Consider the following 23361-nt stretch of genomic DNA (forward strand, 5'->3'; position numbering starts at 1 on the left):
GCCCATAATATAAGGCTTTAAGCCACTTTTTAGCAACCATTTTGTCTACTATGCCAATAAATACCACCTTCATGGTAAAGCGCATGTAATCTTGCTACATCTGAAACCATGGCATAGCGTTTTTCTGCGTAAGCTTGTTGTGCAAAAGGATATTGCTCGATAGGAAAATTATCTTCATTCCATAGTTTAAATTCATAACCTGATAATTTGTCCCAGCTCGCCATACATTTTTTGATGGTATCGGAATATTCATTTCTGCCGAACCAAGCATAATGAATGATTTTAGGAATAGGGTTAGGATTTGAATACTTTTCTTTTTTATTGCGCCATTTGTATTTCAAATAATGGCATGCAAAATCCCAATGAAATTTGATCCGCTCTTTTAGTTCATCCATAAATCCCCCTAATATTGACGGCAAAAAAACTGAAAAATTAGGGACTTAAAAAAAAGTCCCTAGTTGAGAAATAGTGTTAAAACACTCAATGGCTTAATGAATAAAATATCATTATAGCGCAAATGGATCCTGTAAAATCATGGTTTCTACACGGTCCGGACCGGTTGAAAGAATGGCTACCGGTACGCCGGTTACTTCTTCAATGCGTTTGACATAGTTATGAACTGCTTTTGGTAATTTGTCATATTCTGTTACACCGAAAGTATTTTCTTTCCAACCCGGCATGGTTTCATAGATTGGTTCAACGCCTTCCCAGTCCTTGGCTGAAAGTGGTGCATAATCAACCACTTCACCATTTGGTAATTTGTAACCTACGCAGATTTTGACTTCATCAAAACCATCTAATACATCGAGTTTGGTCATACAAAAACCACTGATTGAGTTGACTTGAATTGCACGGCGAATAGCGACTGCATCAAACCAACCACAACGGCGTGGACGACCGGTTACTGCACCAAACTCGTTACCTTTACGAGCGATTTCTGCACCGACTTCATCGAATAGTTCCGTTGTGAATGGGCCACCACCAACACGCGTACAGTAAGCTTTGATGATACCTAATACATAATCAATGTTGCGTGGACCAAAGCCTGCACCTGTTGCAACACCGCCGGCTGTCGTGTTAGAACTGGTCACGAATGGATAGGTACCGTGGTCGATATCTAGCATTGCGCCTTGCGCGCCTTCGAATAAAATATTGTCACCATTTTTGCGTGCAGTATCTAAGATCGTGCTGACATCTGCCACCATGCTTAAGATTACATCACGAATAGCCAATACATCATCCAAGGTTTTTTGATAATCCACTGCCTCAGATTTGTAGTAGTGAACTAATTGGAAGTTATAGTAATCCAACACATTTTTTAATTTTTCGGCGAATTTTTCTTTATCAAATAAATCACTAACACGTAAACCGCGGCGTGCTACTTTGTCTTCATAAGCCGGGCCAATACCACGACCGGTTGTGCCGATTTTGTTATTACCTAATGCCGCTTCACGTGCGTGATCCATAGCAACATGGTAAGGTAGGATTAACGGACAAGCTTCAGAAATTAATAAACGCTCACGAACGTTAATGCCACGGCTTTCTAATTCCCCCATTTCTTGCATTAATGCGGATGGTGAAAGTACCACACCGTTACCGATTAAGCAGGTCACATTGTCGCGTAAAATACCGCTTGGAATTAAACGTAAGACGGTTTTTTCACCATTGATAATTAAGGTATGACCAGCATTATGGCCGCCTTGGTAACGTACGACATATTTTACGCGGTCGGTTAATAAATCTACAATTTTACCCTTGCCTTCATCGCCCCATTGCGCGCCAAGGATGACAACACTTTTACCCATAATTTTGTCCTGTTGTGTTTGAAAATAATGCTCAATACTTTACTCGTTTTTTAGGTAAATCTCAACGAGAAAGCCCCGATTATTTGATCTGGATCGCCTTTGGTTGGGCGATTTCCAAGCTCAAAGCGCGGTTTGTTTTTAAGGTGTTTTGACGATCACGAATAAAGAAACGTGATGTCATCGTTTTTTCGCCTCCGTTTAAGAAAATTTCACACACAGAGCGGTCAAAGAAAATTTCTACTTGCTCAAGTCGCTCAATTTCGACATAACGTTGGCTGTCGAATTTTTCCATCCAATCCGTTTGTTCCGTGTTAGTGCGGTCTAAACAGAGTAGTTTGCCGTCATAGGAAAGTGTGAGCGTTTCACCTTTTTCATTGCGGAAGAAGTCCAATTTAAACGGCTGTTGTTGTGCGTCAAATTTGATATAAGCGGTGTCTAATTGCGCTATTTCCACACTGTTTTCTACTTGAATATTTTGAAGTGCGGTGAGATTTTGGTAGATTTCACGCGCAGGCTGTTGGTAGATTTTTCCCTGTTCAATACGTAATTCCCGTGGCATGGTGAGCATTGAATGCCATTTGTATTCATCTGTTGGATAGGTTAAATCAGGTTGACCAATCCACGCGAATAAAATGGTGCGATTGCTCACATTCGCAACGGTTTGTGGGGCATAAAAATCAAAACCTTGATCTAATTCGGCAATATACGTGCTGTTTAAGGTTTGTCCGTTTAATTGCCCGATAGCGTACGTAGCGTGATAGTTATTTTGGAATTGGTGTGGTTCGCGCATTTTACCTTGTGGCGACCAAATAAATACATCATTGCCGTTAATTTTGAGTAAATCAGGACATTCCCACATAAATACATTGCGGTTGTCAAAGGCTGGCAATGCCAGCTCGCCGATAATGCGTGGTGTGTCGTCCAAATTGTCCATTTCAAAGATCACCGCTGTGCCGGTGAGATTTTCACGTTGCGCACCGCAAACAAAACGGATTTTGCCTTCTGCGGTAAAATAAGGTTTAGGATCGCGGAAATGTTCGGTATAACCTGCAGGTGCATTTTCAATTAATGGGCGTTTGGAAAGCAGCTTGCCGCTTTTATCGAAAATGGCTAGATTTTGGAACGGTACGCGTTGATTATCACTCGGGCGGCGTGTGTTGCCGGTATAGAAACAAGCAATTTTGTCGTCCACTAATAATGCACCGCCTGAATAGCAACCGTGGCTTTCAAACAGTTCATCCGGAACAAGATCCTGGGCTTGTTCAAAATGAATAAAATCTTGGCTGGTGTAGTGTTTCCAGTGTTTCATTCCATGCATGGCATCGAAAGGAAACCATTGATAAAACACATGATATTTTTCACCATCCCAAATTAATCCATTGGGATCATTGAGTAAACCTGTTGGGGTGGTAAGGTGATAGTGCGGTCGAAAATCTTTGTCTTTTTTTACCGCACTTTCGATTTGCGCCAATTCGCCAGCTGCCGCTGCGTAAATCGATTTGTATTTGCCGTTGTTGAAAATATGCATATTCAAACCTATTTTTTTTTGGAAAAAGTCGGGCGGATACTTTGATCCGCCCTTGTGATTAATTGGCTAAAAATGCTTTTAGCTGTTGTTGATTTGGTAAGGCTGACATTGCACCTTTAGCGGTAGTAGCCAGTGCGCCGCAAGCGTTAGCTTGACGGATAACTTGTTTTAACACATCCAATTTTTGCCAGTTGCTATTGAGGGATAAGCCTGCCAATAAACCGCCGACAAAGGCATCACCTGCGCCTGTGGTGTCAACAGGTTGTAAGGGTTTGCCTGCGACAACTTCTTTGTGGCCATTTAAGTTAAATAATGCGCCATCTTTGCCCATCGTAATAATAATTAATTTTTCCGGGTAAAGCGCGGTGATTTTCTCAAATGCTTTTTCAAGGCTGTCAGTATGAGTTAAGAGTGTTAATTCTTCTTCTGAGAATTTTAAGACATCTGCCAATGCCACTGCTTGATTAACGATGTCGATCATTTCAGCTTGTGACTTCCAAAGGCTTTCACGTAAGTTCGGGTCAAAAGAGACTTTACCGCCGGCCGCACGGATATTTTTCATTGCGGTTAGGGTTGCTGTACGTGTTGGTTCGTTGATTAGTGCGATAGAACAACAATGTAACCATTCACCGGCATTAAAAGCAGGTAAATCAGAAACACTTAAGAATTGATCCGCACTTGGATTAACCATGAACGTAAAGCTGCGTTCACCGTTGTCTAACCCAACGACCACGGTAGAGGTTCGATGTTCAGGATCGAGGTGCATATAATCTGTGTTGACGTTTTCATTACGTAAAGTTTGTTGCATAAATTCGCCTAAAGGATCTTTCCCTACACGACCAATAAATGCACTTGGTACGCCTAAACGCGCCACGCCCACTGCCACATTAGCAGGTGCGCCACCTGCACATTTTAAATAATGCACTTCGCCGTCCGGAATAAGATCAACAACGGCATCTCCGAGAACCCAAATTTTGTTTGGCATAGTTATTTTCCTATTATTTCAGTGTTACGCGAGCAAATTTACGTTTACCCACTTGGTAAACGAATGTCCCTTTTTGTGCATTTTGACGAGCGTCATTGATTTTTTCACCGTCAATTTTTACACCACCTTGTTGTGCGCTACGAATGGCTTCAGAGGTGGATGACACTAAACCGGCTTCTTTTAACAACGTTGCTAAACCAATGTCGCCTTCAAAGGTAAATTCAGGCATTTCATCAGGCATCGCCCCTTTTTGGAAACGATTAATAAATTCTTGTTCCGCTGCCTCTGCCGCTGCGTCATCATGGAAACGCGCGATAATTTCTTTAGCTAATAAGATTTTCACATCACGTGGGTTTTTGCCTGCTTCAACCTCTGCTTTAAGTTGGGCAATTTCTGCCAACGGACGGAATGAAAGCAAGTTATACCAATCCCACATTAATTCGTCTGAAATCGACATAATTTTACCGAACATCTCATTTGGTGCCTCGGTTACACCGATGTAGTTGCCTAAAGATTTAGACATTTTTTTCTCGCCATCTAAACCCACTAGCAATGGTAATGTAATTGCAACCTGTGGTTTTTGACCAGCGGATTTTTGTAACTCACGACCTACCAATAAGTTAAAGGTTTGATCGCTACCACCTAGTTCGATATCTGCTTGTAATTCTACTGAATCATGACCTTGCAATAATGGATAGATAAACTCATGAATCGCAATCGGCATTTGATTGGTAAAACGGTTTTTGAAGTCTTCACGTTCCAACATACGGGCAACGGTGTAGTTGCTGGCTAAACGAATCATTCCTTCAGTTCCTAGTTTGCCCAACCATTCTGAGTTAAAAACAATTTTGGTTTTTTGTGGATCTAAGATCTTGAAAATTTGTTCTTTATAGGTTTCTGCATTGCGTAATACATCTTCACGGCTTAATGGTGGGCGTGTGCTATTTTTGCCGGACGGATCGCCAACCATTCCGGTAAAGTCACCAATTAAGAAATACACATCGTGACCAAATTGTTGGAATTGGCGTAATTTGTTTAACACAACCGTGTGACCTAAGTGAATATCCGGCGCAGTAGGGTCAGCCCCTAATTTCACTCGTAATGGACGGTTCTCTTTTAATTTTTCGATTAAATCTTGTTCAGAATAAATTTGATCGACACCGCGCTTTAGTTCCGCGAGAACAGTATTCATATCAGTCATCGGTTTTGCCTATGTTTGCGTAATATAAAGAAAGGCTTAATTATAGTGAATATCACGGAAATGAAAAGAGTTAAAAGGTCTGTTCTTTGATTTTTCCAAAAAGAAAAGGCGTTGACCTGTGGGAAAGTACAACGCCGAAAAGTTGGAGTGATTATCTATTATTGTTTGAATGATTAGATGATAATAGTTCTCAAAACCATTGTCAATAGCAAATGCAAATAATTCTCAAATAATTTTATATTTATTCACTCAGTCTCCTAAAGCTCAGCCTTTTCGGTGGAGAGATAAGGCTTGGAGTTGATAAAGGGTACGACTTTCGTTAAAGAAAGTGCGGTGGGAATACCGTTGATTTTTTCAAATTCACCGGCATAAGCATAAGCCTCAACGCCTTCTTTTAACGCTTGTTTTAGTAATTTATCGTATTCGGGATCGATATATTCGGCAATTTTGAAACAATCAAAGCCATTGTGTAATCCTGCAAATAAAACGACTGCGCGATAGCCTTGTTTTTTCATTGCCATCAGTTCGCGCAAATGCTTTTGCCCACGTGTTGTCACCGCATCAGGAAACATACCGATATTATTTTTTACCAAAGTAATGGATTTCACTTCTACATAACAATCGGGCAAGCCTTCTCCTTGTAATAAAAAATCAATACGACTGTTTTCTTCGCCGTATTTCACTTCAGGCGTAATTTGACTATAGTCAGCCAGTTCTAAAATTTGTTTATTTTGTAACGCCTCATAAACTAATTGATTTGAGCGATGCGTGTTGATACAGACTAAATTGCCATTGGGCAATTCCGTTAATTCCCAAGAGCAAGGGTATTTTCGCGTGGTGCTTTTGGAATCGGAAAACCAAACTGTATCCCCTTTGTCACCACAGCCTGTCATTGCGCCGGTATTGGCACAATGCAAGGTAATTTGTTCTTGATTTGACAGCGTGACATCTGCCATAAAACGTTTATAACGACGAATGAGTGTAGCGGATTGAAGTGGAGGGAGTTGCATAAAAAGATCCTAATATTAATGAATAACATCCTCAAAGGGATTAAGTAATTTTAACTTTGGAATATCTTGAAAATCTTTCACATTACGTGTGACCAAGGTAAAGTTATGTACGAGAGCCGTTGCTGCAATATAAGCATCACAAAATGGACGCTTATTGGGAATATGTAAGCTTGCGCAAAGTTGGGCAATTTCCGCATTAATGGGTAAAGTTCGGTTCTTGTATACAGGTTGTACATAAGTTTCGAACCAGTCGCGCAAAATTTGGCCTTGGGTGAAATCTTTACGCGCTTTTAATAAAATGCCCATATAGCTTTCCATGATCGTGATCACGCTAATATAGGTTTGCTCGGGTTCAACGCTCAATAGCCAATTTTTCACATTTTCATTGAGAGAGTGTGGGCTATTACGATGAAATTTTCGTAATTCCGCAATAATATTGGTATCAAGTAAATACATTAGTCCCACTCCAATTCACGAACACCCCAACTTTCCACATCTCTTTGGGGATTAAGGTATTCATCCATGATGTCATCATTGATTTCAGCAGCGGCGTGTTCCCCTGAAAATAATTCGGCAAATGTTTTCTTTACCGGTACCATTTCTTGAAATTGCGCGTAACTTAAAATCACATTTGTGATCTTTCCCCGTTTTGTCACATAAACAGGTTGTGTTTCAGCAATTTTTAATGCATGGCTTGAACCTTGATTAAATTCTCGTGAAGTCATGACTACGCTCATCATTTCCCCCTTTTTTATCTTGTAGTGAAGTTACTACAATTATAACGTTAATGGTTTAATTTGCAAGCGTAAGTTTCATTGTTTAAATTTCTTGATGTATCGGCAAATTTCCCCGCATTTGTTTGCGGTAGTTCATTGGGGAAAACCCGGTGTATTTCTGAAAATTTTCATAAAAACGGCTTAAGGAATTAAACCCGGCTGTTAATGAGACATCTAGCATGGTTTTGTTTGTATCACTTAATAAGGCTTTGGCATGATTAATACGCATCATCGTAATATATTGTTTTATGGTGAGTTGCATCACACTTTGAAAAAGCCCCATCGCGTAATTGACATTTAATCCCACCGCACTTGCTACCTGTGAAACCGTAATGGCTTGGTTAAAATGGTTACCAATATAATTCAGCATTTCAATAACATAATGCTGTGTGTGGCGTGAAGATTTTGCACCTAAATTAGGTTCGTAGTGCGTTTTCAGCAACAATTCCCAGCCGTCTAATTCTAAGCGTTTTACGAGTAATTGTATTTCGTTATAGACCAATTGATTGTGATTAATATCATTTTTACTCAGTTCATTTTCCCAGCGAGTGATTTCGAAGACATTGGCAAGGGCGGGGTTTTTAGATTGAATCACAATACCGTGAGTAATGTGGGTAACAAGGTTATCGGCTAATGGCCACGAAAGAAATTGATGGACAGGCACATCAATCACCGCCATTTTGGTACAGTTTCCACGATTGACTAAACTGTGTGGAATGGATGCCCAAAAGACAGCAATATGATTTTCTTTGATCGTCAGAAATGAACCGTTATAGAAATATTCTACATCACCATCAAAAGGAATATTAATCTCAATATGCCCATGCCAATGGTGCGCCGGCATGTTCACAGGCGGCTGCCAGAGTTTCACTCGTAGTGCGTGTTTTTCTAAAGGGAGGGCAAGTGGGCTAGTGGTTTTGCTACCAAGGGCATTTTCCGGGTCGAAATAGCTGAGATTTTCCAGTTTCATAAGCCACCTTGTATGGTCGATTAAAGTGCGGCCATATTATAACGAATTTTTCAGAATAATCCTATTTTCTTAGAAGTTTTTCCTGAAAACTTACTTTTTGTTACGTCGATCACTAAAAATGAGTTTTCGGGAATTTTGAATGAGAAAACGATATAGGAAAGGCATGGACTTTTTGTGATGATAACGGCGATGAATAATGAATGACAATAAAAGGAGTCAAATATGAGTTTATCCATGAAAACAAAACTCAGTTTTGGGTTTGGGGCTTATGGTAAAGATTTTGCCATTGGTATCGTGTATATGTATTTGATGTTTTATTATACCGATATACTGGGCGTGTCTGCTGCCATTGTGGGGAGCATATTTATGATTGCTCGTGTATGGGATGCTTTAAATGATCCTATTATGGGCTGGATTGTCAATAATACGCGCACACGTTGGGGTAAATTTAAACCTTGGATTTTGATTGGGACGATTCTTAACTCGATCTCACTTTTCTCTCTTTTCTGTGCCGATTATTTCTCCGGCAACGCCTTAATTATTTACATTGCTGTGACTTATATTCTTTGGGGCATGACTTATACCTTAATGGATATTCCATTTTGGTCGCTCACGCCAACTTTAACCCTTGATCAACGTGAACGTGAAGAACTTGTGCCTTATCCGCGTTTTTTTGCAAGTTTAGCCGGTTTTGTGACTGCAGGGATTTGTATGCCGTTTGTTGATGCGGTTGGAGGTGAGGATAAAGGTTTTGGCTTTAGAATGTTTACCTTAGTGATTATTGCTTTCTTTGTGCTTTCAACCATTATCACTTTGGTCAATGTTAAAGAAAAATACTCTTCTGATGCACTTGAAACGAGTGAGCCGCAAAATAAAGTGCCACTTAAAACCTTGGTATCATTGATTCCACGTAATGATCAATTATCAAGTTTGTTAGTGATGGCACTTTGCTACAACATTGCAGGAAATATTATTTCCGGGTTCGCCGTTTACTACTTCACTTATGTGGTGGGCGATAAAGAAATGTTCCCATACTACATGTCTTATGCCGGCATTGCGAACCTTGCTGTGATTGTGTTATTCGCACGCTTAGCCAAAATTTTCTCACGCCGTAAATTGTGGATCAGCATTTCGGTATGTTCCATTATTAGCTGCGCCATTTTAGCTTACACAGGGCTTACAGATCATGCCAGCGTGTTCTTAATCATTTTGGCCGGTATCTTTATGCAAATTGGTAGTGCCTTATTCTGGACATTACAAGTGATTATGGTGGCGGATACCGTAGATTATGGTGAATATAAACTTGGCATTCGTTCTGAAAGTATTGCTTATGCGGTGCAAACGATGGTGGTGAAAGCCGGTTCTGCAGTGTCTGCATTCTTAATTGGTGTATTGTTAACCGCCATTGATTATGTACCAAATCAACCACAAAGCGAAACCACCTTATTCTATATGAAAATGATCATGATCGGTTTGCCGATTTTCTTCTATGCCATCAAATTATTTGTGTACTTCCGTTATTACAAACTCCACGGTGATTTATTGGCAAAAGTCAATATCACATTATTAGATAAATATCGTAAAGTGAACTAAGGATTTAAGTTATGAGTGAAATTATTCGATTAACCAGCAACGAAACAGATTTGATTTTACGCACAGAACCGGCGGAGATCCTTTATTTCGGCAAACGCCTCAATATTGGCGAGATTACCGAAGAAGATGTGCTTACCATTGAACGTGGGGTGGCAAATGGGAGCTTGGATGTGGATATTCCTGTGACCTTTGCCGCTGAAAATGGGCGGGGTTATTTTGGTTGTTCCAGCTTAGAAGGACATCGCAACGGTTACGATTGGGCGCCTGTTTTTGTGACGAAAAGTGCGGTGAAAAATGGCAATAATTTAGTGATTGAGGCGGAAGATCCTATCGCGCAGTTAGCGTTTAAAACGGAAATTGAAGGCGATGAAAATGGGGTGTTTAAATTCCGCAATACGGTGACCAATTTAGCGGAAGGTGCATTTACGGTAAACCGTTTAGCGGTGACGTTGCCTGTGCCGGAATATGCAGACGAGGTATTGAGTTTTTATGGACGTTGGTGTCGTGAATTGCAAGAAAATCGGTTACGCTTAAAACATGGCGCATTTACGCAAGAAAATCGTCATGGACGTACCTCTCATGAATACGCACCAAATCTCGTGTTAGGACGACCGCACTTTAGTCAACAACAAGGGGATGTTTGGGGTTTCCATTTGGCTTGGTCGGGCAATCATCGTATTCGTGCGGATGTTTTAATTGACGGTCGCCGTTTTGCGCAATTAGAAAACCTCTATTTACCGGGGGAAATTGTGTTGCAGCAAGGGGAATCTACATCAACCCCTTGGGTTTATGTGGCTTATTCTGATTGTGGTTTGAATGGGATGTCGCAACAATTCCACAACCATATTCGTCAACATATTTTGCATTTCCATCAACCTGTTCGCCCTGTCCATTTAAATATTTGGGAAGGGGTGACTTTTAACCACGATCCTGCACATATTATTGCTATGGCAGAAAAAGCGGCAGAAATGGGGGTAGAGCGTTTTATTATTGATGATGGTTGGTTTATTGGGCGAAATGATGATTTCGGGGGATTAGGCGATTGGTTCCTTGATGAGAAAAAATACCCAAATGGTTTAACGCCTGTGATCGATGCGGTGAAAAAATTAGGGATGCAATTTGGTATTTGGGTTGAGTTGGAAATGATTAATAAACGCAGCAAATTGTACGAACAGCATCCTGATTGGTTGTTACAATTAGAGGGCTATGATCAACCTGAAGAACGTCACCAATATACCTTAGACTTAGTCAATCCTGATGCTTTTAATTATCTCTTGGAACGAATGGATTGGTTGTTAGGTGAGCATCAAATTGATTACATTAAATGGGATCATAACCGTCGTTTAGTACAACCGGGGCATCTTGGCAAGGCGGCAGTCAAAGCACAAACCGAGGCGACTTATCGTTTATTTAGTCTCTTACAACAACGTTATCCACACGTGGAAATTGAAAGTTGTTCATCCGGTGGGGCGCGTGTTGATTTTGAAATTCTTAAACGTTCACAACGTTTTTGGGCTTCAGATAATAATGATGCGTTGGCACGGCAAAAAATTCAACGTGGAATGAGCTATTTTTATCCACCGGAAGTGATCGGGGCGCATATTGGCGGTGCACCTTGTCAAACGACATATCGTAGTTTTTCCTTTGATTTCCGTGGATTAACCGCATTATTCGGACATATGGGGGTCGAGTTAGATCCTGTAAAAGAATCTGCAGAAGAGCGAGCAGGCTTTGCAAAATATATTGCGTTACACAAACAATTGCGTCCGTTATTACATAGCGGTGATGGTTTCCGTTTGGATTACCATGATGAAACGACCTTGATTAATGGTGTGGTATCCAAAGATAAAAGCCATGCCGTGGTATTAATTAGTCAGTTGGATATGCCTGATTATAAACAAATGGGCAAATTACGCTTACCTTATCTGGATAGAAATAAAGATTATCAGGTTAAAGCAATATCGGTTCCTGATTATATTAGGGCAGGTCAAGCCGGGCATTTAATGAAAACTTTCCCACAATGGTTACGAGATAGTTTTGAAGGAAAAGCGATTACGGCAAAAAGCGATTGGCTTGCTCATGTCGGGTTAACCATTCCGGTGTTAGATCCACAAAGTGCAATATTAATAGAGTTTAAAGCAATTTAAATGAATTAAGGTGGGCGATAATCCCACCTTTAATTTTTCCATTTTTTTACCGCACTTCATAAATTTTTCAATATCCTTGATTGTTTTTTCTTTTTTATGCAATTAATCACTATTTTATGCTGTTTTTTCATAAAAAAAGAGTTCCAATTTTGCGTTGTTTAGTGGTAAAGTTGAACGCAGTTTGACTTTTGTCATCTTGGGTATTTGGGCAGCGTAATGGTTGTTCAAAATGTCAATATCAACCAATTGAGAAGGATAGGTTATGTTAATTGGTGTACCTAGAGAGCTGTTAAATGGTGAAACACGTGTTGCTGCAACACCAAAAACCGTTGAGCAGATCAAAAAACTTGGCTTTGAGGTCATTGTTGAACACGATGCCGGCTTTAAAGCAAGTTTTGAAGACGATGCATTTGTAAAATCAGGTGCGGTTGTCGGCACAACAGAAGAAGTTTGGAATGCAGACATTATTTTCAAAGTGAATGCGCCAACTGAACAAGAAATTGCATTAATTAAAGAAGGGGCGACGTTGGTTAGCTTTATTTGGCCAGCGCAAAATCCGGAATTAATGGAAAAATTGTCTGCGAAGAAAATCAATGTGTTAGCGATGGATGCCGTACCACGTATTTCTCGTGCGCAAGCGTTAGACGCCTTGTCTTCAATGGCAAACATTTCAGGTTATCGTGCGGTTATTGAAGCAGCGAACGCTTTCGGTAGTTTCTTTACCGGTCAAATTACCGCTGCAGGTAAAGTGCCACCGGCGAAAGTGCTTGTGATTGGTGCAGGTGTAGCCGGTTTGGCAGCAATTGGTGCGGCAAATAGCTTAGGTGCGATTGTGCGTGCTTTTGACTCTCGTCCTGAAGTAAAAGAGCAAGTGAAATCTATGGGCGCTGATTTCTTAGAAATCGACTTTGAAGAAGAAGGCGGTTCAGGCGATGGTTATGCTAAAGTGATGTCGGAAGAATTTAACCGCCGTGCTATGGCGCTTTATGCAGAACAAGCAAAAGAAGTGGATATTATTATTACCACAGCCGCAATCCCCGGTAAACCGGCACCGCGTTTAATCACAAAAGAAATGGTAGATTCAATGAAACCGGGTTCAGTGATCGTGGATTTAGCTGCGGCAACCGGTGGTAACTGCGAATATACCAAAGCAGGCGAAGTCGTTGTGACTGAAAACCAAGTGAAAGTCATTGGTTATACTGATTTCCCAGCGCGTTTACCAACACAATCATCTCAATTATACGGTACAAACTTAGTTAATTTATTGAAATTATTAGCACCAAATAAAGATGGTGTGATCGATATTAACTTTGAAGATGTGGTACTTCGTGGCGTAACGGTTATTCGTGATGGTGAAGTTACGTGGCCGGCACCACCAATTCAGGTTTCAGCGCAACCGCAACAAAAACAAGCGGCAGCACCTGTTGAGAAGAAAGAAGAAAAACCGGCAGATCCACGTAAAAAATACGGTGCAATGGCAGCTGCCGGCGTATTGTTCCTATGGATCGCTTCTGTGGCACCAGCGGCATTCTTATCACACTTTACCGTCTTCGTATTGGCTTGTGTGGTTGGTTATTACGTGGTGTGGAACGTTAGCCACGCATTACATACCCCGTTAATGGCGGTAACGAATGCGATTTCAGGCATTATTATCGTTGGGGCGGTGTTACAAATTCGCCAACCAACAGGCAACTTATTTATTGATATTCTTGCCTTTATTGCGATTTTAGTGGCGAGCATCAATATTTTTGGTGGCTTTAAAGTAACACAACGTATGTTGGCAATGTTTAGAAAAGGTTAAGGAGAGCAACAATGTCTTTTGGTTTAGTTACAGCGGCATATATTATTGCTGCCATTCTTTTCATTATGAGCTTAGCCGGCCTTTCTAAACACGAAACTGCCAAAGCAGGCTGCTGGTACGGTATCGTGGGTATGGGCATTGCTCTGGTGGCAACCATTTTCGGGCCGCAATCACAAGGCACACTTTGGATCCTGATTGCAATGGCAGTAGGTGGCTATCTTGGTGTACGCAAAGCCTTAAAAGTGGAAATGACAGAAATGCCGGAATTAGTGGCAATTCTTCACAGCTTCGTAGGTTTAGCAGCGGTTTTAGTAGGCTTTAACAGCTGGGGCTTACACATTGAAGCGGTGCCACCGGCAAATTTAGATGAAGTGGCTTTAGCCGCATTCCACGCAGAACAAGCAACCTTAGCGAATATCCACAATGTTGAAGTGTTCTTAGGGATCTTCATCGGTGCGGTAACTTTCTCAGGTTCATTAGTGGCATTTGGTAAATTAAGCGGCAAATTATTTGGTCGTAAAGTGTCATCAAGCGCTTTAAATTTACCGCACAAACACAAATGGAACTTAGCAGCGTTAGTCGTCTCAGCCTTGTTAATGGTGGCATTCTTAAGCAACCCTCACAACATTTTCCCTGTCTTGTTAATGACGGCTATCGCATTAGCATTCGGCTGGCACTTAGTGGCATCTATCGGTGGTGCGGATATGCCTGTGGTGGTTTCTATGCTTAACTCTTACTCAGGTTGGGCAGCAGCAGCGGCAGGCTTTATGTTAAGCAACGACTTGCTTATCGTAACCGGTGCGCTTGTAGGTTCTTCAGGTGCGATCCTTTCTTACATTATGTGTAAAGCGATGAACCGCTCATTCATCAGCGTTATTGCAGGCGGCTTCGGCAACGATGTTCAAGCAAGCAAAGGTGATGAAGAATACGGCGAACACCGTGAAACCACAGCGGAAGAAGTCGCGGAAATGCTTAAAAATGCAAGCTCAGTGATCATCACACCGGGATACGGTATGGCAGTTGCGCAAGCACAATATCCTGTGGCTGAAATCACGGCAAAATTACGTGAGAAAGGCATTAACGTTCGCTTTGGTATCCACCCTGTTGCAGGACGTTTACCAGGACATATGAACGTATTACTTGCAGAAGCGAAAGTACCTTACGATGTGGTATTAGAAATGGATGAAATCAATGACGATTTCGAAGATACTGATGTAGTATTGGTTATCGGTGCGAACGATACCGTAAACCCAGCAGCATTAGACGATCCATCAAGCCCAATCGCAGGTATGCCGGTTCTTGAAGTATGGAAAGCACAAAACGTTATCGTATTCAAACGCTCAATGGCGGTAGGTTACGCAGGCGTACAAAACCCATTATTCTTCAAAGAAAACACTCAAATGTTATTTGGTGATGCGAAAGAACGTGTGGATGATATTTTACGTGCATTAAATAGCTAGTTGAAATAACAAATAAAATGACCGCACTTTGAAAGTGCGGTCGTTTTTTTTAGGATATAGAAGAGACTAAATAAAGGTTTCGACCCTATCCCAAATTCTGTGTAAACACCCATTTCAACTTAACGGTGATCGTCTAGGCGATCACCAAAATCAATCATAAATCGATTCATCGCCGGTTTCCGGTTCTGAATCGGCATTGTCCATTTTTTTGATGCATCTAACGCAGCCTCGACGGTGATTTTCTTGAGCATCCGTGAAAATTGATTGAGGTCTTCCGGTGTTTTTAGGTTTTTGGCAAATTCCGCTGGCAAGGCGTGAAGTTGTTTTTCGTTCATAATAAAATACCTGCGTCTGAATATATTATCTCAGAAACAGGTATTTACACAAATTGTGGGAGAGGCCCAGTTAGCACGATAGCTACCACCTTTCAATTACCAAACTTCCCCATTTATTTGGGTATGTAGCACTTTCGTCATAATTATCTTGATTCACACAAAAATAAAAGCGGTAGCTATCCTTATTGACTGTTCGATCAAATCGGTAGAGCATATGACAAGTATCACTTGCATATCTTTGTTGATCATAAAGATCAAGATTACTAAATAAAATTTTTTCTTTAAATTCTAAATTAAGCTCTTCAAAATCACTGTCTAGAAAATCTGTTGCCTGCCCATAGTTATCATTCCATATATCTATATTGGCATAATCCCAATATTTTGAGCCATAGCTTTTTTTAATATAGCTTCCATATACGCCATTAATTTTTTCACCTGCACTTGGTTCTGCGAATGTGTAAGGAATAAAAATCTTTCCTGTTGTAATGGGTTCAAATAATTTTTTGGGGAGATTCTCCCTTCCTTCAAAAGGTTCTCCTAGTATGGCTAATTCACCATAAATTGTTGATTTCCTTTCTATAATGGCTAATGAGCTATGAATTAATTTTTTCACAATATCCACATCTTTACGACTAAATTGATATTGATGCTTCGCTGTCATCTTGTCAATTTCTATATATTTAGTCTGTGCTTCCTTGATTTTTTCCGTATTAGCCAAAGCAAGTCCATTGAGAAAGAAAAATAAAAGGCTCATCCAAAATAATTTAATCACTTTCATTATTTTTTCTCCGTTGGTAACAGGATATCTCGTGGATTTTCTCCTGAACGTATAGCCACAATAAAATCATTCCAAAATTTTTCTGTTGTGTCTTTATCCCTTTTTTCAATCACAAACTCCCTAATCAATCTCGTTCGGCTTGCATATTCCCTCATTTGTTCATAGATAGCTTTGTTGTCTTGGAATAAATTGAAACGTGTTGGTTAAAAAGGTCGCTTGTTGGCTCTCTGAATTACCAAACACACTTTCTTTACTCATTTGATTTTTTATAATTTCATTTACCCATTTAGTAAAATCATATAAGGTTTCAATCCACTCTTTCAATAATCAATTGGCTCCAATTATTGGGGTATTCCGATTTTTCATTGTAGTATTGTTTTGCTACGCAAAAATAAAAATTTAATTTATGTTCATTAATTTGAGATTTATAAAGATACAACGCGTAACAATTATTTTTTGTTTCTTCAAAACGCTTAGGTCTTTCAACATAGTATTCATATTCTCTTCCTATATATTTCTTCCAATCCGATGTGTTAAGATGTGCTAATAATATTTTTTCTTTTTGAATAAAACCAAATCCAGAAAACTGTTCGTCTGTGAAATTTGAACTGATTTTAGGTGGTGCACTTCCTTCCACAGAAATACGAATAGTAGATCTATTCCATTTCTCGCTATTGTTTTTTTTAAAGAAAGCAAAATAACTACCGTATACACCATAATTTTTTTCATTTGGTTTTAGAAATATATGATCGAACGTTGTAGTACCACTCACAATGGGGTCAAAGAATTTTTTAGGTAAATGGCGTACTGTTTCAAAACGGTAATCAAGGTAAAGATTAGCATACTTCAAAGGCATTTTTTCTGTTAGTACATCAATAGCAAAAGTAATAAATTTTCTAACTTCCTCTGCATCTTGATAATGACTATATTCTTCAAAATTATCCAGTTGTGTAATGCTAATACTGTCTTGAACTATTTTTTCAAGTTCGTTTTTCTTTTCTAAAAAATCACTACTAGCATAACTTTGTAATGAAATGATTAAACACACAATAAAACTACACAAACGCATTATTTTCCTTCCTTTTCAATTAAATCAATAGGTTTAGAATTTTCTCTTATCGCTTTCAAAAAGTTGTCCCACATATATTCCATTTCTCCTAACTCATACTTTTTCGAAACCAATTTCCCTTGCACAAATTTCTCCATATCTTCGTAAAAAGCATAAGGATTAACCGCACGAATATGCCCTACAAGTACCGCACTTTTCCCTTCGGGAAGGTTAGGGATTGTATCGCCTAAAATTTCTCTGACCGCAGAAGCACAGGTAAAGTTATTGAAAATATTATAATAACGTGTTCCCTTTTTTACGTCTTCTCGCATCATTTCGATTTTTTGGTAAAGTTCATTATATTGCTCTTCTCGAATCACCAGCTTAAATAATTTTGTTGCTTCAGGAATGTGATAATCCGGTGTGCCTTTTCCATATGCTCTCTGTGAAGTATTTCCAAGTTCATATCCTAACATCGCACTCGGATTGGCTTTAATTAGCCTTTCAATTTCTTCTTGTGAATAAAGATTATTTTCCGTCCGATATTCTTCCAGTCTTAATGGATCATTTATCATCGGGCCTAAGCTAAAAAATATCGTTGCATTTTGGCGTTTAACTAAATACATAAATGTATGTCCCGGATCAGATGCAACGTCATGAACGGGCATTTCTACTTCGATGGATGGATCATAATCATCGGTTAAAATCAGCTTTTCATAAACTTCCGGGTGATTAACTTCAAATCCAATGACGACAAAATGTAAATCTTCGATATGCTCCGAATAACTATTTTCTTCTATAGGCTTGGCTATTCCTGTTGTAATATGGTCGCTCATAATTTATCCCAATCTATTTTAATATCTATTTGTTCTGACTCATTTAAATATATTGTCTTTGTTTTTCCTTCATCATCTGAAATACCTTTAAATATTTTATTTCCTTGTGTAATAACGTATGGCATATTACGATGCAAATTTCCATTTTTATCTTGCAAAACAAAAGAATGACTATAAGGTCCAATACCTTGATTGAGAAAGTTTTCTTTCTCAATCTCCTTCTCCTGCAACCCAATATGCACCGCATCCAACCATATCCCTTCCTTATTCATCAAAATCGTTGATTTTCCAAATCTCAACAGGATTTTTTCATTGTCCAGCGTGATACTCGTCTGTTCGCCCACTTCAAGTTCAATGCGGTCTTTGCCGTATTGGAAGATTTCTTTCGCCGTGGTGCTTTTGAGTAAACTGATAGTTTCAAGGTCGTTGCCTGCCATCACCGTTTTGATGTCATTGCCTGTAGTAATTTGAGTGGTTCTGCCTTTGTCTATTTGTGTGGTTTGGCTACCATTAACTTCCAAAGTGCGGTCGTTTTTGATGTGGTTTCGCTGGTCGTGTTTGACCTGCGTTTCCATATCTCGCTCGGCGTGCATATGAAAAAGCTCTTGGTGAGTGGCGTCATCAAACATCAAGCTGTTATAACCATTGCCTTTGTAGGTTTTGGATTTGATGTACATTTGCGTTTTGCTGTAGGGGAGCCGACCCGGCGGAACTTGTAAGGTGTTATAAACTCGCCCGGTGATAATCGGCTGGTCGGCGTCGCCTTCTTGGAAACTGACGATAACCTCTTGCCCAACCCGAGGAAGGGCAAGCATCCCCCAATCTTGCCCCGCCCAAGGGCTTGCCACGCGTATCCAACAACTGCTGTGGTCGTCTTTTGTCCCCTCTCTATCCCAATAAAATTGCACCTTCACCCTGCCTTGGTCGTCTGTAAAAATTTCTTCCCCTTTGGGGCCGACAACGATGGCGGTTTGTGGGCCGCTGATTTGGGGCTTTTGTGGGAAGTTAGCACGATAGCTTTGTTGTCTTGGAATAAATTGAAACCTGTTGGTTAAAACGGTCGCTTGTTGGCTCTCGGATGCGGTTGGTAAATCTTTGCCAAAACCTGACCGCTTGTTTATAAGACCAAAGGCGTCTTCTTCCAAGGCTTGCGGTTGTTCGCCGTGATGGTGAATAAAAATAGGTTGCCAAAAGGTATTAAAGGCGTCTATCGGGTGGTCGGTCAGTTTAAATAACATACCCACTTCCAATTCAATCGCATTGGATTGTCCTTCGCCAAGATTGGCTTCTCGGCGTAGGCTGTCTAGCCGATATTGGGCATATTGTTCCCCTCGACCGTCTTTATAGCGTCCGGGGTAGTCATCATAACGATATTGGTGGTTGAAAACTGTTGGATTATCCTTTTTTTCGCCATGATATAGCGCCGGCCAACCCGGATTTCTAAAGGTGTAATCCCTTAATTCCACAAAATGTGGGCATAGCTGATGAGCATATTTGAAATGATTTACTGCGTGCTGGTGAGCCGCAGCCGTAGGATGTGGATTGTAGGGGAGAGTAGCCTTATCCATTAACCAACGCCAATCATCGAAAAACACAACCCCTTCTTGACTTTCACCGTGTTGATAGCAACGAAAAATGATACCCTCTTCCCCCGTTAGTCGTTGTAGGAACTCAAAATCGGTTTCACGATATTGCACACAATATTCTCGTGCAGGATGTTCATCTTTAAATACCATTTCGTAAAATGCAATACCATTTTCTTTCAGGATGATTTGGAGTATCTCCCGAATGGTTTTTTGTTGAAAAATACGATTGCGACGACGCAGGGTTAAGCGATATAAATCAGGCGCAATGTTTAAACGATAAAAACAACGATGGGTTCCCGGTTCACCTCGCTCAATTCGATAAATTATGCCGGAAACAGTACGCTTGACTTCTCCCCATTGCCAAACTTTAAACACCACCGGTTGCTCTAAAAGGGATTCAATGTCCAACCGATAATATCTCGTCGTCGCAACCAAGATATCCAAGTCGTATAGGTCATTATAACGTTCAATAAAGTCAAAGCTCACCACCGAAAAGGGACTGAATGGTTGACCTTGGAGCGTTAGACTAAAATAAAGTGGGTGAGAATTAAGGGGGTGTTTCATAAGAGCCTTACTATTATTGATTTTGTTGGAAAATGCTATATAAATCCCTTCTTTTTGTAAACATTGATGTCGTTAAAATTGTTATTTTTAGTCAATTTATTTGCTTTCTTTATAGGCTAATAATATGATGAAAAACAAACTTCTTGTCAGATAAATAAGTTATGCAAACTCCAAAAAACACCACTCCTTTTTGGACGATTAGCCCAAAAGGTAAAAATCCTGCTCATATTGGCGCCAGTGTTATTCATCCCGATGGTTCAATTGGCACGATTATGAGTGGACAAAGCACCGTCAGTTTCGGCGGAAAAGCAGCCGCTTGCATTGGGGATAAAGTAGAATGCCCTGGACATACCGGTGTGATTCTTCAAGGCGCAAAGTCTATCTCCATTGGTGGAAAAGCCTTGGCAAGGGAAGGTGATAAAACCAGTTGTGGTGGAGTAATTATGAATGGTTTTCCAACGATTACGGTATTGGACCAAAGTAAAACGGTGCATGGGAAAAGTGCGGAGGAAAATACGCGAGAAATTGCCTTTCGTTTAACGCAGTCGGCACATTCAGATGAAGCCTCTTATGCAGGAATGCCTTATATGGCGAAAGTTGATGGGGCGGAAGTAGGGCGAGGCTTGGTCGATGATGATGGCAATATCTATTTGGAATTGGCAAAAGAGGTGCGTGAAGTCGAAGTGTCGTTATCACACAATGTGTCATTTTTATTATCTGTTGTGGATGATTTTGAATCAGATACAGAAAAGGATGCCATTGCACATACAGGCTTTTCTCTTCATGAAAATCTTGGTTCGGCATATGCCAAATCCTATCAAGCCTTAATAGAAAAAGTGGGGGAAACTGATGAGTAAAACGGTCATTCGAGCAGCCATTACACCACAAACTTATTCCGCTAAATCATCAGACAATTGGTTTTTAGGTAATGCAGAATCGAAGCCGATGAATGCGACAGTTCAACCGTTGGTGAATGGCGAACGTGCTTTTGGCGAAGTATATAAACGCATTGAAGCAGCTGAACATTCGGTCGAAATTGCGATTTGGGGTTTTCAGCCATCTATGTTTTTTGTGCGAGGGGCAGAGAACACATCGCTTTGTATTGGCGATTTATTAATTCAAAAAGCATTGAATGGCGTAAGTATTAAGGTGCTCGTTTGGAGTATGAGTGGCTACGCTCAGACTTTTACAAAAGATACGACAAACCTTGGAAAAATGGCAACTTGGCTCCCGATACTTAATGATGGCGTTTTAGGCGAAACAGATGAGCAAAAAAGCTATGATTATTACTGGTATAAAGTAGTACGTGGTGATACAGATATTGCGGATATACCTAGGAATGGCATTTACACGCAAGCCTATGAACGCCTGTATCAATTTGCTCGGGAGAAAGCATACAGTAAATTGCAATATAAAAACAGAACGATTGTACAAGATACACAGACAACTATTGAATATGATGATAAAGACTTACCGCTATTGACCAAAGCAGTGCTTAGAGCAAGCCCGAGTCACCACCAAAAATCGGTCTTGATTGACTATGACTCTCCTGAAAAAGCCGTGGGATTTGTTCTGGAACATAATATGCTGGATAACTACTGGGATAATGATGAGCATCACTCGATGAATATGCCTCAAACAGGGGGGAATCTTACGGCAAGATTAGATGTACCTGATGTTAAAAAGCCCAATGAAGGAAAAAACGTCCCCACGCCGTTACAGGATGTTTCAGTGATGGTAACCGGTCCGATTTTGTCTGCACTGAATCATAATTTCATTCAATCATGGAACAGAGAAAACGATAATTTCACACTAAATCACTATAATTTATTTAATACGGAACAAAATAAACGTGTGGATGATGAAACGAATAAACCTTTTAAGCGTAAAGCATATGAACCGAATTTGAATAGACAACGGGGTAAGGCTGTAAAAGCCCAAATTTTGCGAACCTATGACACCCCCAAGTTGCAAGAAATCAAGGAGATGTATTATCAAAACATCAACCGAACCACCAGTTATATTTATACCGAAAATCAATATTTTCGTTTTCCCCCATTAGTGGATAAATTTGTCGAACATTGGCAAAAAATGAAAAAAGAGGGCCGAACGCAAAACCAGCCGATTCATTGGTTTGTGGTTACCAATTCATCGGCGGATGGCATGGGGAACAGTGAAATCACGACACAGCAAATGCTACAACGATTGGGGAAAAGCGAGCAATTGCCTAAAATGATGAAAGTCTTTGGTGAAGTGAATGCAGATGATATCGCCAATGCCCAACGACAAGAAATCGAACGCCAACAGCAGCGTATTCAACGCATACAGGATAAAAGGCAGCATCCGAAAGCCCATTACACGACGTTAGCGGAATATGAACAAGATGAAGCCCGGTTGAAAGCAGATTTAAAAGTCCAAGAAGAAAGGTTAAATGAAGAAGGTCGGCTGGAAACCGAACAAACCTATCAAAAATTTATCGATGAAATCGGCATCAAAGCCCACATTTGTACCTTGGTATCAATGAATTCGCCGGCAGACAATTGGCAAGAAGTGTATATACATTCCAAAGTGACGTTAATCAACGATGTATTTATGTGCATCAGTTCGGCAAACTTAAACACAAGAAGTATGCAGATAGATACGGAATTAGGGATTATTACGGAATGTCGGGAAGTGGCAACAAATTTAAGGCGGGAGTTATGGGGATTACATACAGGAAATGACCCATTGGCAAATCCTGAGGATTTGGTTTTGTATAAGAATGCGGAAAAAGCTTATGAAACATGGAGCAATATTTTAGATAAAAATGAAAGCTTAGAAGCAAAAAATAGTAACCCAGCATTTCCATTAAGAAAATTTTCAAATGATGTTATTAAAATCTTAAAATGGTGGAATTTTGATTAATATGAAGAAACAAATAAAAAAAACATTACTATCA

The 23361-nt window shown here is 40.1% G+C and carries 19 protein-coding genes and 1 pseudogene; 6 read left to right on the forward strand and 14 right to left on the reverse strand.

The genetic code is table 11. The features are described 5' to 3' along the window. Positions 1-29: 29 nt before the first annotated feature. From Q0O89_RS07645 to melR, 9 genes are all read right to left on the reverse strand, one after another. Entirely contained in the window at positions 30-395 is a 366-nt protein-coding gene (locus Q0O89_RS07645; protein WP_293731110.1) for a glycosyltransferase, read from the reverse strand. Between the two features lie 111 nt (positions 396-506). Beyond that, entirely contained in the window at positions 507-1805 is a 1299-nt protein-coding gene (locus Q0O89_RS07650) for an adenylosuccinate synthase (protein ID WP_293731111.1), read from the reverse strand. Between the two features lie 79 nt (positions 1806-1884). Next, positions 1885-3333, reverse strand: coding sequence for a glycoside hydrolase family 32 protein (locus Q0O89_RS07655; protein ID WP_293731112.1), 1449 nt, complete (start codon positions 3331-3333; stop codon positions 1885-1887). Between the two features lie 58 nt (positions 3334-3391). Then, the gene (locus tag Q0O89_RS07660) at positions 3392-4318 is read right to left on the reverse strand and encodes an aminoimidazole riboside kinase (RefSeq protein ID WP_293731113.1); all 927 of its coding nucleotides are present in this window, start codon (positions 4316-4318) and stop codon (positions 3392-3394) included. 13 nt (positions 4319-4331) lie between these two features. Beyond that, positions 4332-5519, reverse strand: a complete 1188-nt coding sequence (gene tyrS / locus Q0O89_RS07665; RefSeq protein ID WP_293731114.1) for a tyrosine--tRNA ligase — start codon at positions 5517-5519, stop codon at positions 4332-4334. A 257-nt stretch (positions 5520-5776) separates the two neighbouring features. After that, the gene (gene sfsA / locus Q0O89_RS07670; RefSeq protein WP_293731115.1) at positions 5777-6529 is read right to left on the reverse strand and encodes a DNA/RNA nuclease SfsA; all 753 of its coding nucleotides are present in this window, start codon (positions 6527-6529) and stop codon (positions 5777-5779) included. A gap of 15 nt (positions 6530-6544) precedes the next feature. Next, positions 6545-6985, reverse strand: a complete 441-nt coding sequence (locus Q0O89_RS07675; RefSeq protein ID WP_293731116.1) for a type II toxin-antitoxin system VapC family toxin — start codon at positions 6983-6985, stop codon at positions 6545-6547. Next, the gene (locus tag Q0O89_RS07680; protein WP_293731117.1) at positions 6985-7266 is read right to left on the reverse strand and encodes a type II toxin-antitoxin system Phd/YefM family antitoxin; all 282 of its coding nucleotides are present in this window, start codon (positions 7264-7266) and stop codon (positions 6985-6987) included. Before Q0O89_RS07680 ends, Q0O89_RS07675 begins: the two co-directional genes overlap by 1 nt. An 82-nt stretch (positions 7267-7348) precedes the next feature. Further along, positions 7349-8275: a transcriptional regulator MelR gene (melR, locus tag Q0O89_RS07685; RefSeq protein WP_293731118.1), complete on the reverse strand. Its 927-nt coding sequence runs from the start codon at positions 8273-8275 to the stop codon at positions 7349-7351. Positions 8276-8497: 222 nt separating this feature from the next. Between melR and melB the strand changes: the two genes are divergently transcribed. The 4 genes from melB (at position 8498) to pntB (ending at position 15276) form a co-directional block, all read left to right on the forward strand. Next, positions 8498-9868, forward strand: a complete 1371-nt coding sequence (melB, locus tag Q0O89_RS07690) for a melibiose:sodium transporter MelB (protein ID WP_293731119.1) — start codon at positions 8498-8500, stop codon at positions 9866-9868. An 11-nt stretch (positions 9869-9879) separates the two neighbouring features. Continuing rightward, on the forward strand, positions 9880-12015 hold the full coding sequence (locus Q0O89_RS07695) for an alpha-galactosidase (RefSeq protein WP_293731120.1): 2136 nt from the start codon (positions 9880-9882) through the stop codon (positions 12013-12015). A gap of 262 nt (positions 12016-12277) precedes the next feature. Further along, complete coding sequence (pntA, locus tag Q0O89_RS07700; RefSeq protein ID WP_293731121.1) at positions 12278-13816, forward strand: Re/Si-specific NAD(P)(+) transhydrogenase subunit alpha; 1539 nt, start codon at positions 12278-12280, stop codon at positions 13814-13816. Positions 13817-13827: 11 nt separating this feature from the next. Beyond that, a complete protein-coding gene (gene pntB, locus Q0O89_RS07705; protein ID WP_293731122.1) occupies positions 13828-15276 on the forward strand; it encodes a Re/Si-specific NAD(P)(+) transhydrogenase subunit beta in 1449 nt (482 codons plus the stop codon). A 212-nt stretch (positions 15277-15488) separates the two neighbouring features. Here pntB and Q0O89_RS07710 read toward each other — a convergent pair. The 5 genes and pseudogenes from Q0O89_RS07710 to tssI all read right to left on the reverse strand — a co-directional run. Further along, positions 15489-15611, reverse strand: a pseudogene (locus Q0O89_RS07710) (IS256 family transposase); the annotation flags it as partial. A gap of 82 nt (positions 15612-15693) precedes the next feature. Next, positions 15694-16389, reverse strand: a complete 696-nt coding sequence (locus tag Q0O89_RS07715; RefSeq protein ID WP_293731123.1) for a hypothetical protein — start codon at positions 16387-16389, stop codon at positions 15694-15696. 307 nt (positions 16390-16696) lie between these two features. After that, the gene (locus Q0O89_RS07720) at positions 16697-17458 is read right to left on the reverse strand and encodes a hypothetical protein (protein WP_293731124.1); all 762 of its coding nucleotides are present in this window, start codon (positions 17456-17458) and stop codon (positions 16697-16699) included. Further along, a complete protein-coding gene (locus Q0O89_RS07725) occupies positions 17458-18273 on the reverse strand; it encodes a hypothetical protein (protein ID WP_293731125.1) in 816 nt (271 codons plus the stop codon). The genes Q0O89_RS07720 and Q0O89_RS07725 overlap by 1 nt, the downstream gene beginning before the upstream one ends. After that, a complete protein-coding gene (tssI, locus tag Q0O89_RS07730) occupies positions 18270-20423 on the reverse strand; it encodes a type VI secretion system tip protein TssI/VgrG (RefSeq protein ID WP_293731126.1) in 2154 nt (717 codons plus the stop codon). The genes Q0O89_RS07725 and tssI overlap by 4 nt, the downstream gene beginning before the upstream one ends. Before the next feature lie 161 nt (positions 20424-20584). On the opposite strand from tssI, the gene Q0O89_RS07735 reads away from it, so the two are divergent. Both Q0O89_RS07735 and Q0O89_RS07740 read left to right on the forward strand, forming a co-directional pair. Next, complete coding sequence (locus Q0O89_RS07735) at positions 20585-21280, forward strand: PAAR domain-containing protein (RefSeq protein ID WP_273314491.1); 696 nt, start codon at positions 20585-20587, stop codon at positions 21278-21280. Then, the gene (locus Q0O89_RS07740) at positions 21273-23327 is read left to right on the forward strand and encodes a phospholipase D-like domain-containing protein (protein WP_293731127.1); all 2055 of its coding nucleotides are present in this window, start codon (positions 21273-21275) and stop codon (positions 23325-23327) included. The genes Q0O89_RS07735 and Q0O89_RS07740 overlap by 8 nt, the downstream gene beginning before the upstream one ends. The last annotated feature ends 34 nt before the right edge of the window (positions 23328-23361 follow it).

It is taken from the genome of uncultured Actinobacillus sp., from assembly GCF_945915845.1.
Lineage (GTDB): Bacteria > Pseudomonadota > Gammaproteobacteria > Enterobacterales > Pasteurellaceae > Exercitatus.

Bases quoted from the DNA above. Each gene is read 5' to 3' on its own strand.
- Q0O89_RS07645 (WP_293731110.1), bottom strand. From the start codon at position 395: ATGGATGAACTAAAAGAGCGGATCAAATTTCATTGGGATTTTGCATGC.
- Q0O89_RS07650 (WP_293731111.1), bottom strand. From the start codon at position 1,805: ATGGGTAAAAGTGTTGTCATCCTTGGCGCGCAATGGGGCGATGAAGGC.
- Q0O89_RS07655 (WP_293731112.1), bottom strand. From the start codon at position 3,333: ATGCATATTTTCAACAACGGCAAATACAAATCGATTTACGCAGCGGCA.
- Q0O89_RS07660 (WP_293731113.1), bottom strand. From the start codon at position 4,318: ATGCCAAACAAAATTTGGGTTCTCGGAGATGCCGTTGTTGATCTTATT.
- tyrS (WP_293731114.1), bottom strand. From the start codon at position 5,519: ATGACTGATATGAATACTGTTCTCGCGGAACTAAAGCGCGGTGTCGAT.
- sfsA (WP_293731115.1), bottom strand. From the start codon at position 6,529: ATGCAACTCCCTCCACTTCAATCCGCTACACTCATTCGTCGTTATAAA.
- Q0O89_RS07675 (WP_293731116.1), bottom strand. From the start codon at position 6,985: ATGTATTTACTTGATACCAATATTATTGCGGAATTACGAAAATTTCAT.
- Q0O89_RS07680 (WP_293731117.1), bottom strand. From the start codon at position 7,266: ATGAGCGTAGTCATGACTTCACGAGAATTTAATCAAGGTTCAAGCCAT.
- melR (WP_293731118.1), bottom strand. From the start codon at position 8,275: ATGAAACTGGAAAATCTCAGCTATTTCGACCCGGAAAATGCCCTTGGT.
- melB (WP_293731119.1), top strand. From the start codon at position 8,498: ATGAGTTTATCCATGAAAACAAAACTCAGTTTTGGGTTTGGGGCTTAT.
- Q0O89_RS07695 (WP_293731120.1), top strand. From the start codon at position 9,880: ATGAGTGAAATTATTCGATTAACCAGCAACGAAACAGATTTGATTTTA.
- pntA (WP_293731121.1), top strand. From the start codon at position 12,278: ATGTTAATTGGTGTACCTAGAGAGCTGTTAAATGGTGAAACACGTGTT.
- pntB (WP_293731122.1), top strand. From the start codon at position 13,828: ATGTCTTTTGGTTTAGTTACAGCGGCATATATTATTGCTGCCATTCTT.
- Q0O89_RS07715 (WP_293731123.1), bottom strand. From the start codon at position 16,389: ATGAAAGTGATTAAATTATTTTGGATGAGCCTTTTATTTTTCTTTCTC.
- Q0O89_RS07720 (WP_293731124.1), bottom strand. From the start codon at position 17,458: ATGCGTTTGTGTAGTTTTATTGTGTGTTTAATCATTTCATTACAAAGT.
- Q0O89_RS07725 (WP_293731125.1), bottom strand. From the start codon at position 18,273: ATGAGCGACCATATTACAACAGGAATAGCCAAGCCTATAGAAGAAAAT.
- tssI (WP_293731126.1), bottom strand. From the start codon at position 20,423: ATGAAACACCCCCTTAATTCTCACCCACTTTATTTTAGTCTAACGCTC.
- Q0O89_RS07735 (WP_273314491.1), top strand. From the start codon at position 20,585: ATGCAAACTCCAAAAAACACCACTCCTTTTTGGACGATTAGCCCAAAA.
- Q0O89_RS07740 (WP_293731127.1), top strand. From the start codon at position 21,273: ATGAGTAAAACGGTCATTCGAGCAGCCATTACACCACAAACTTATTCC.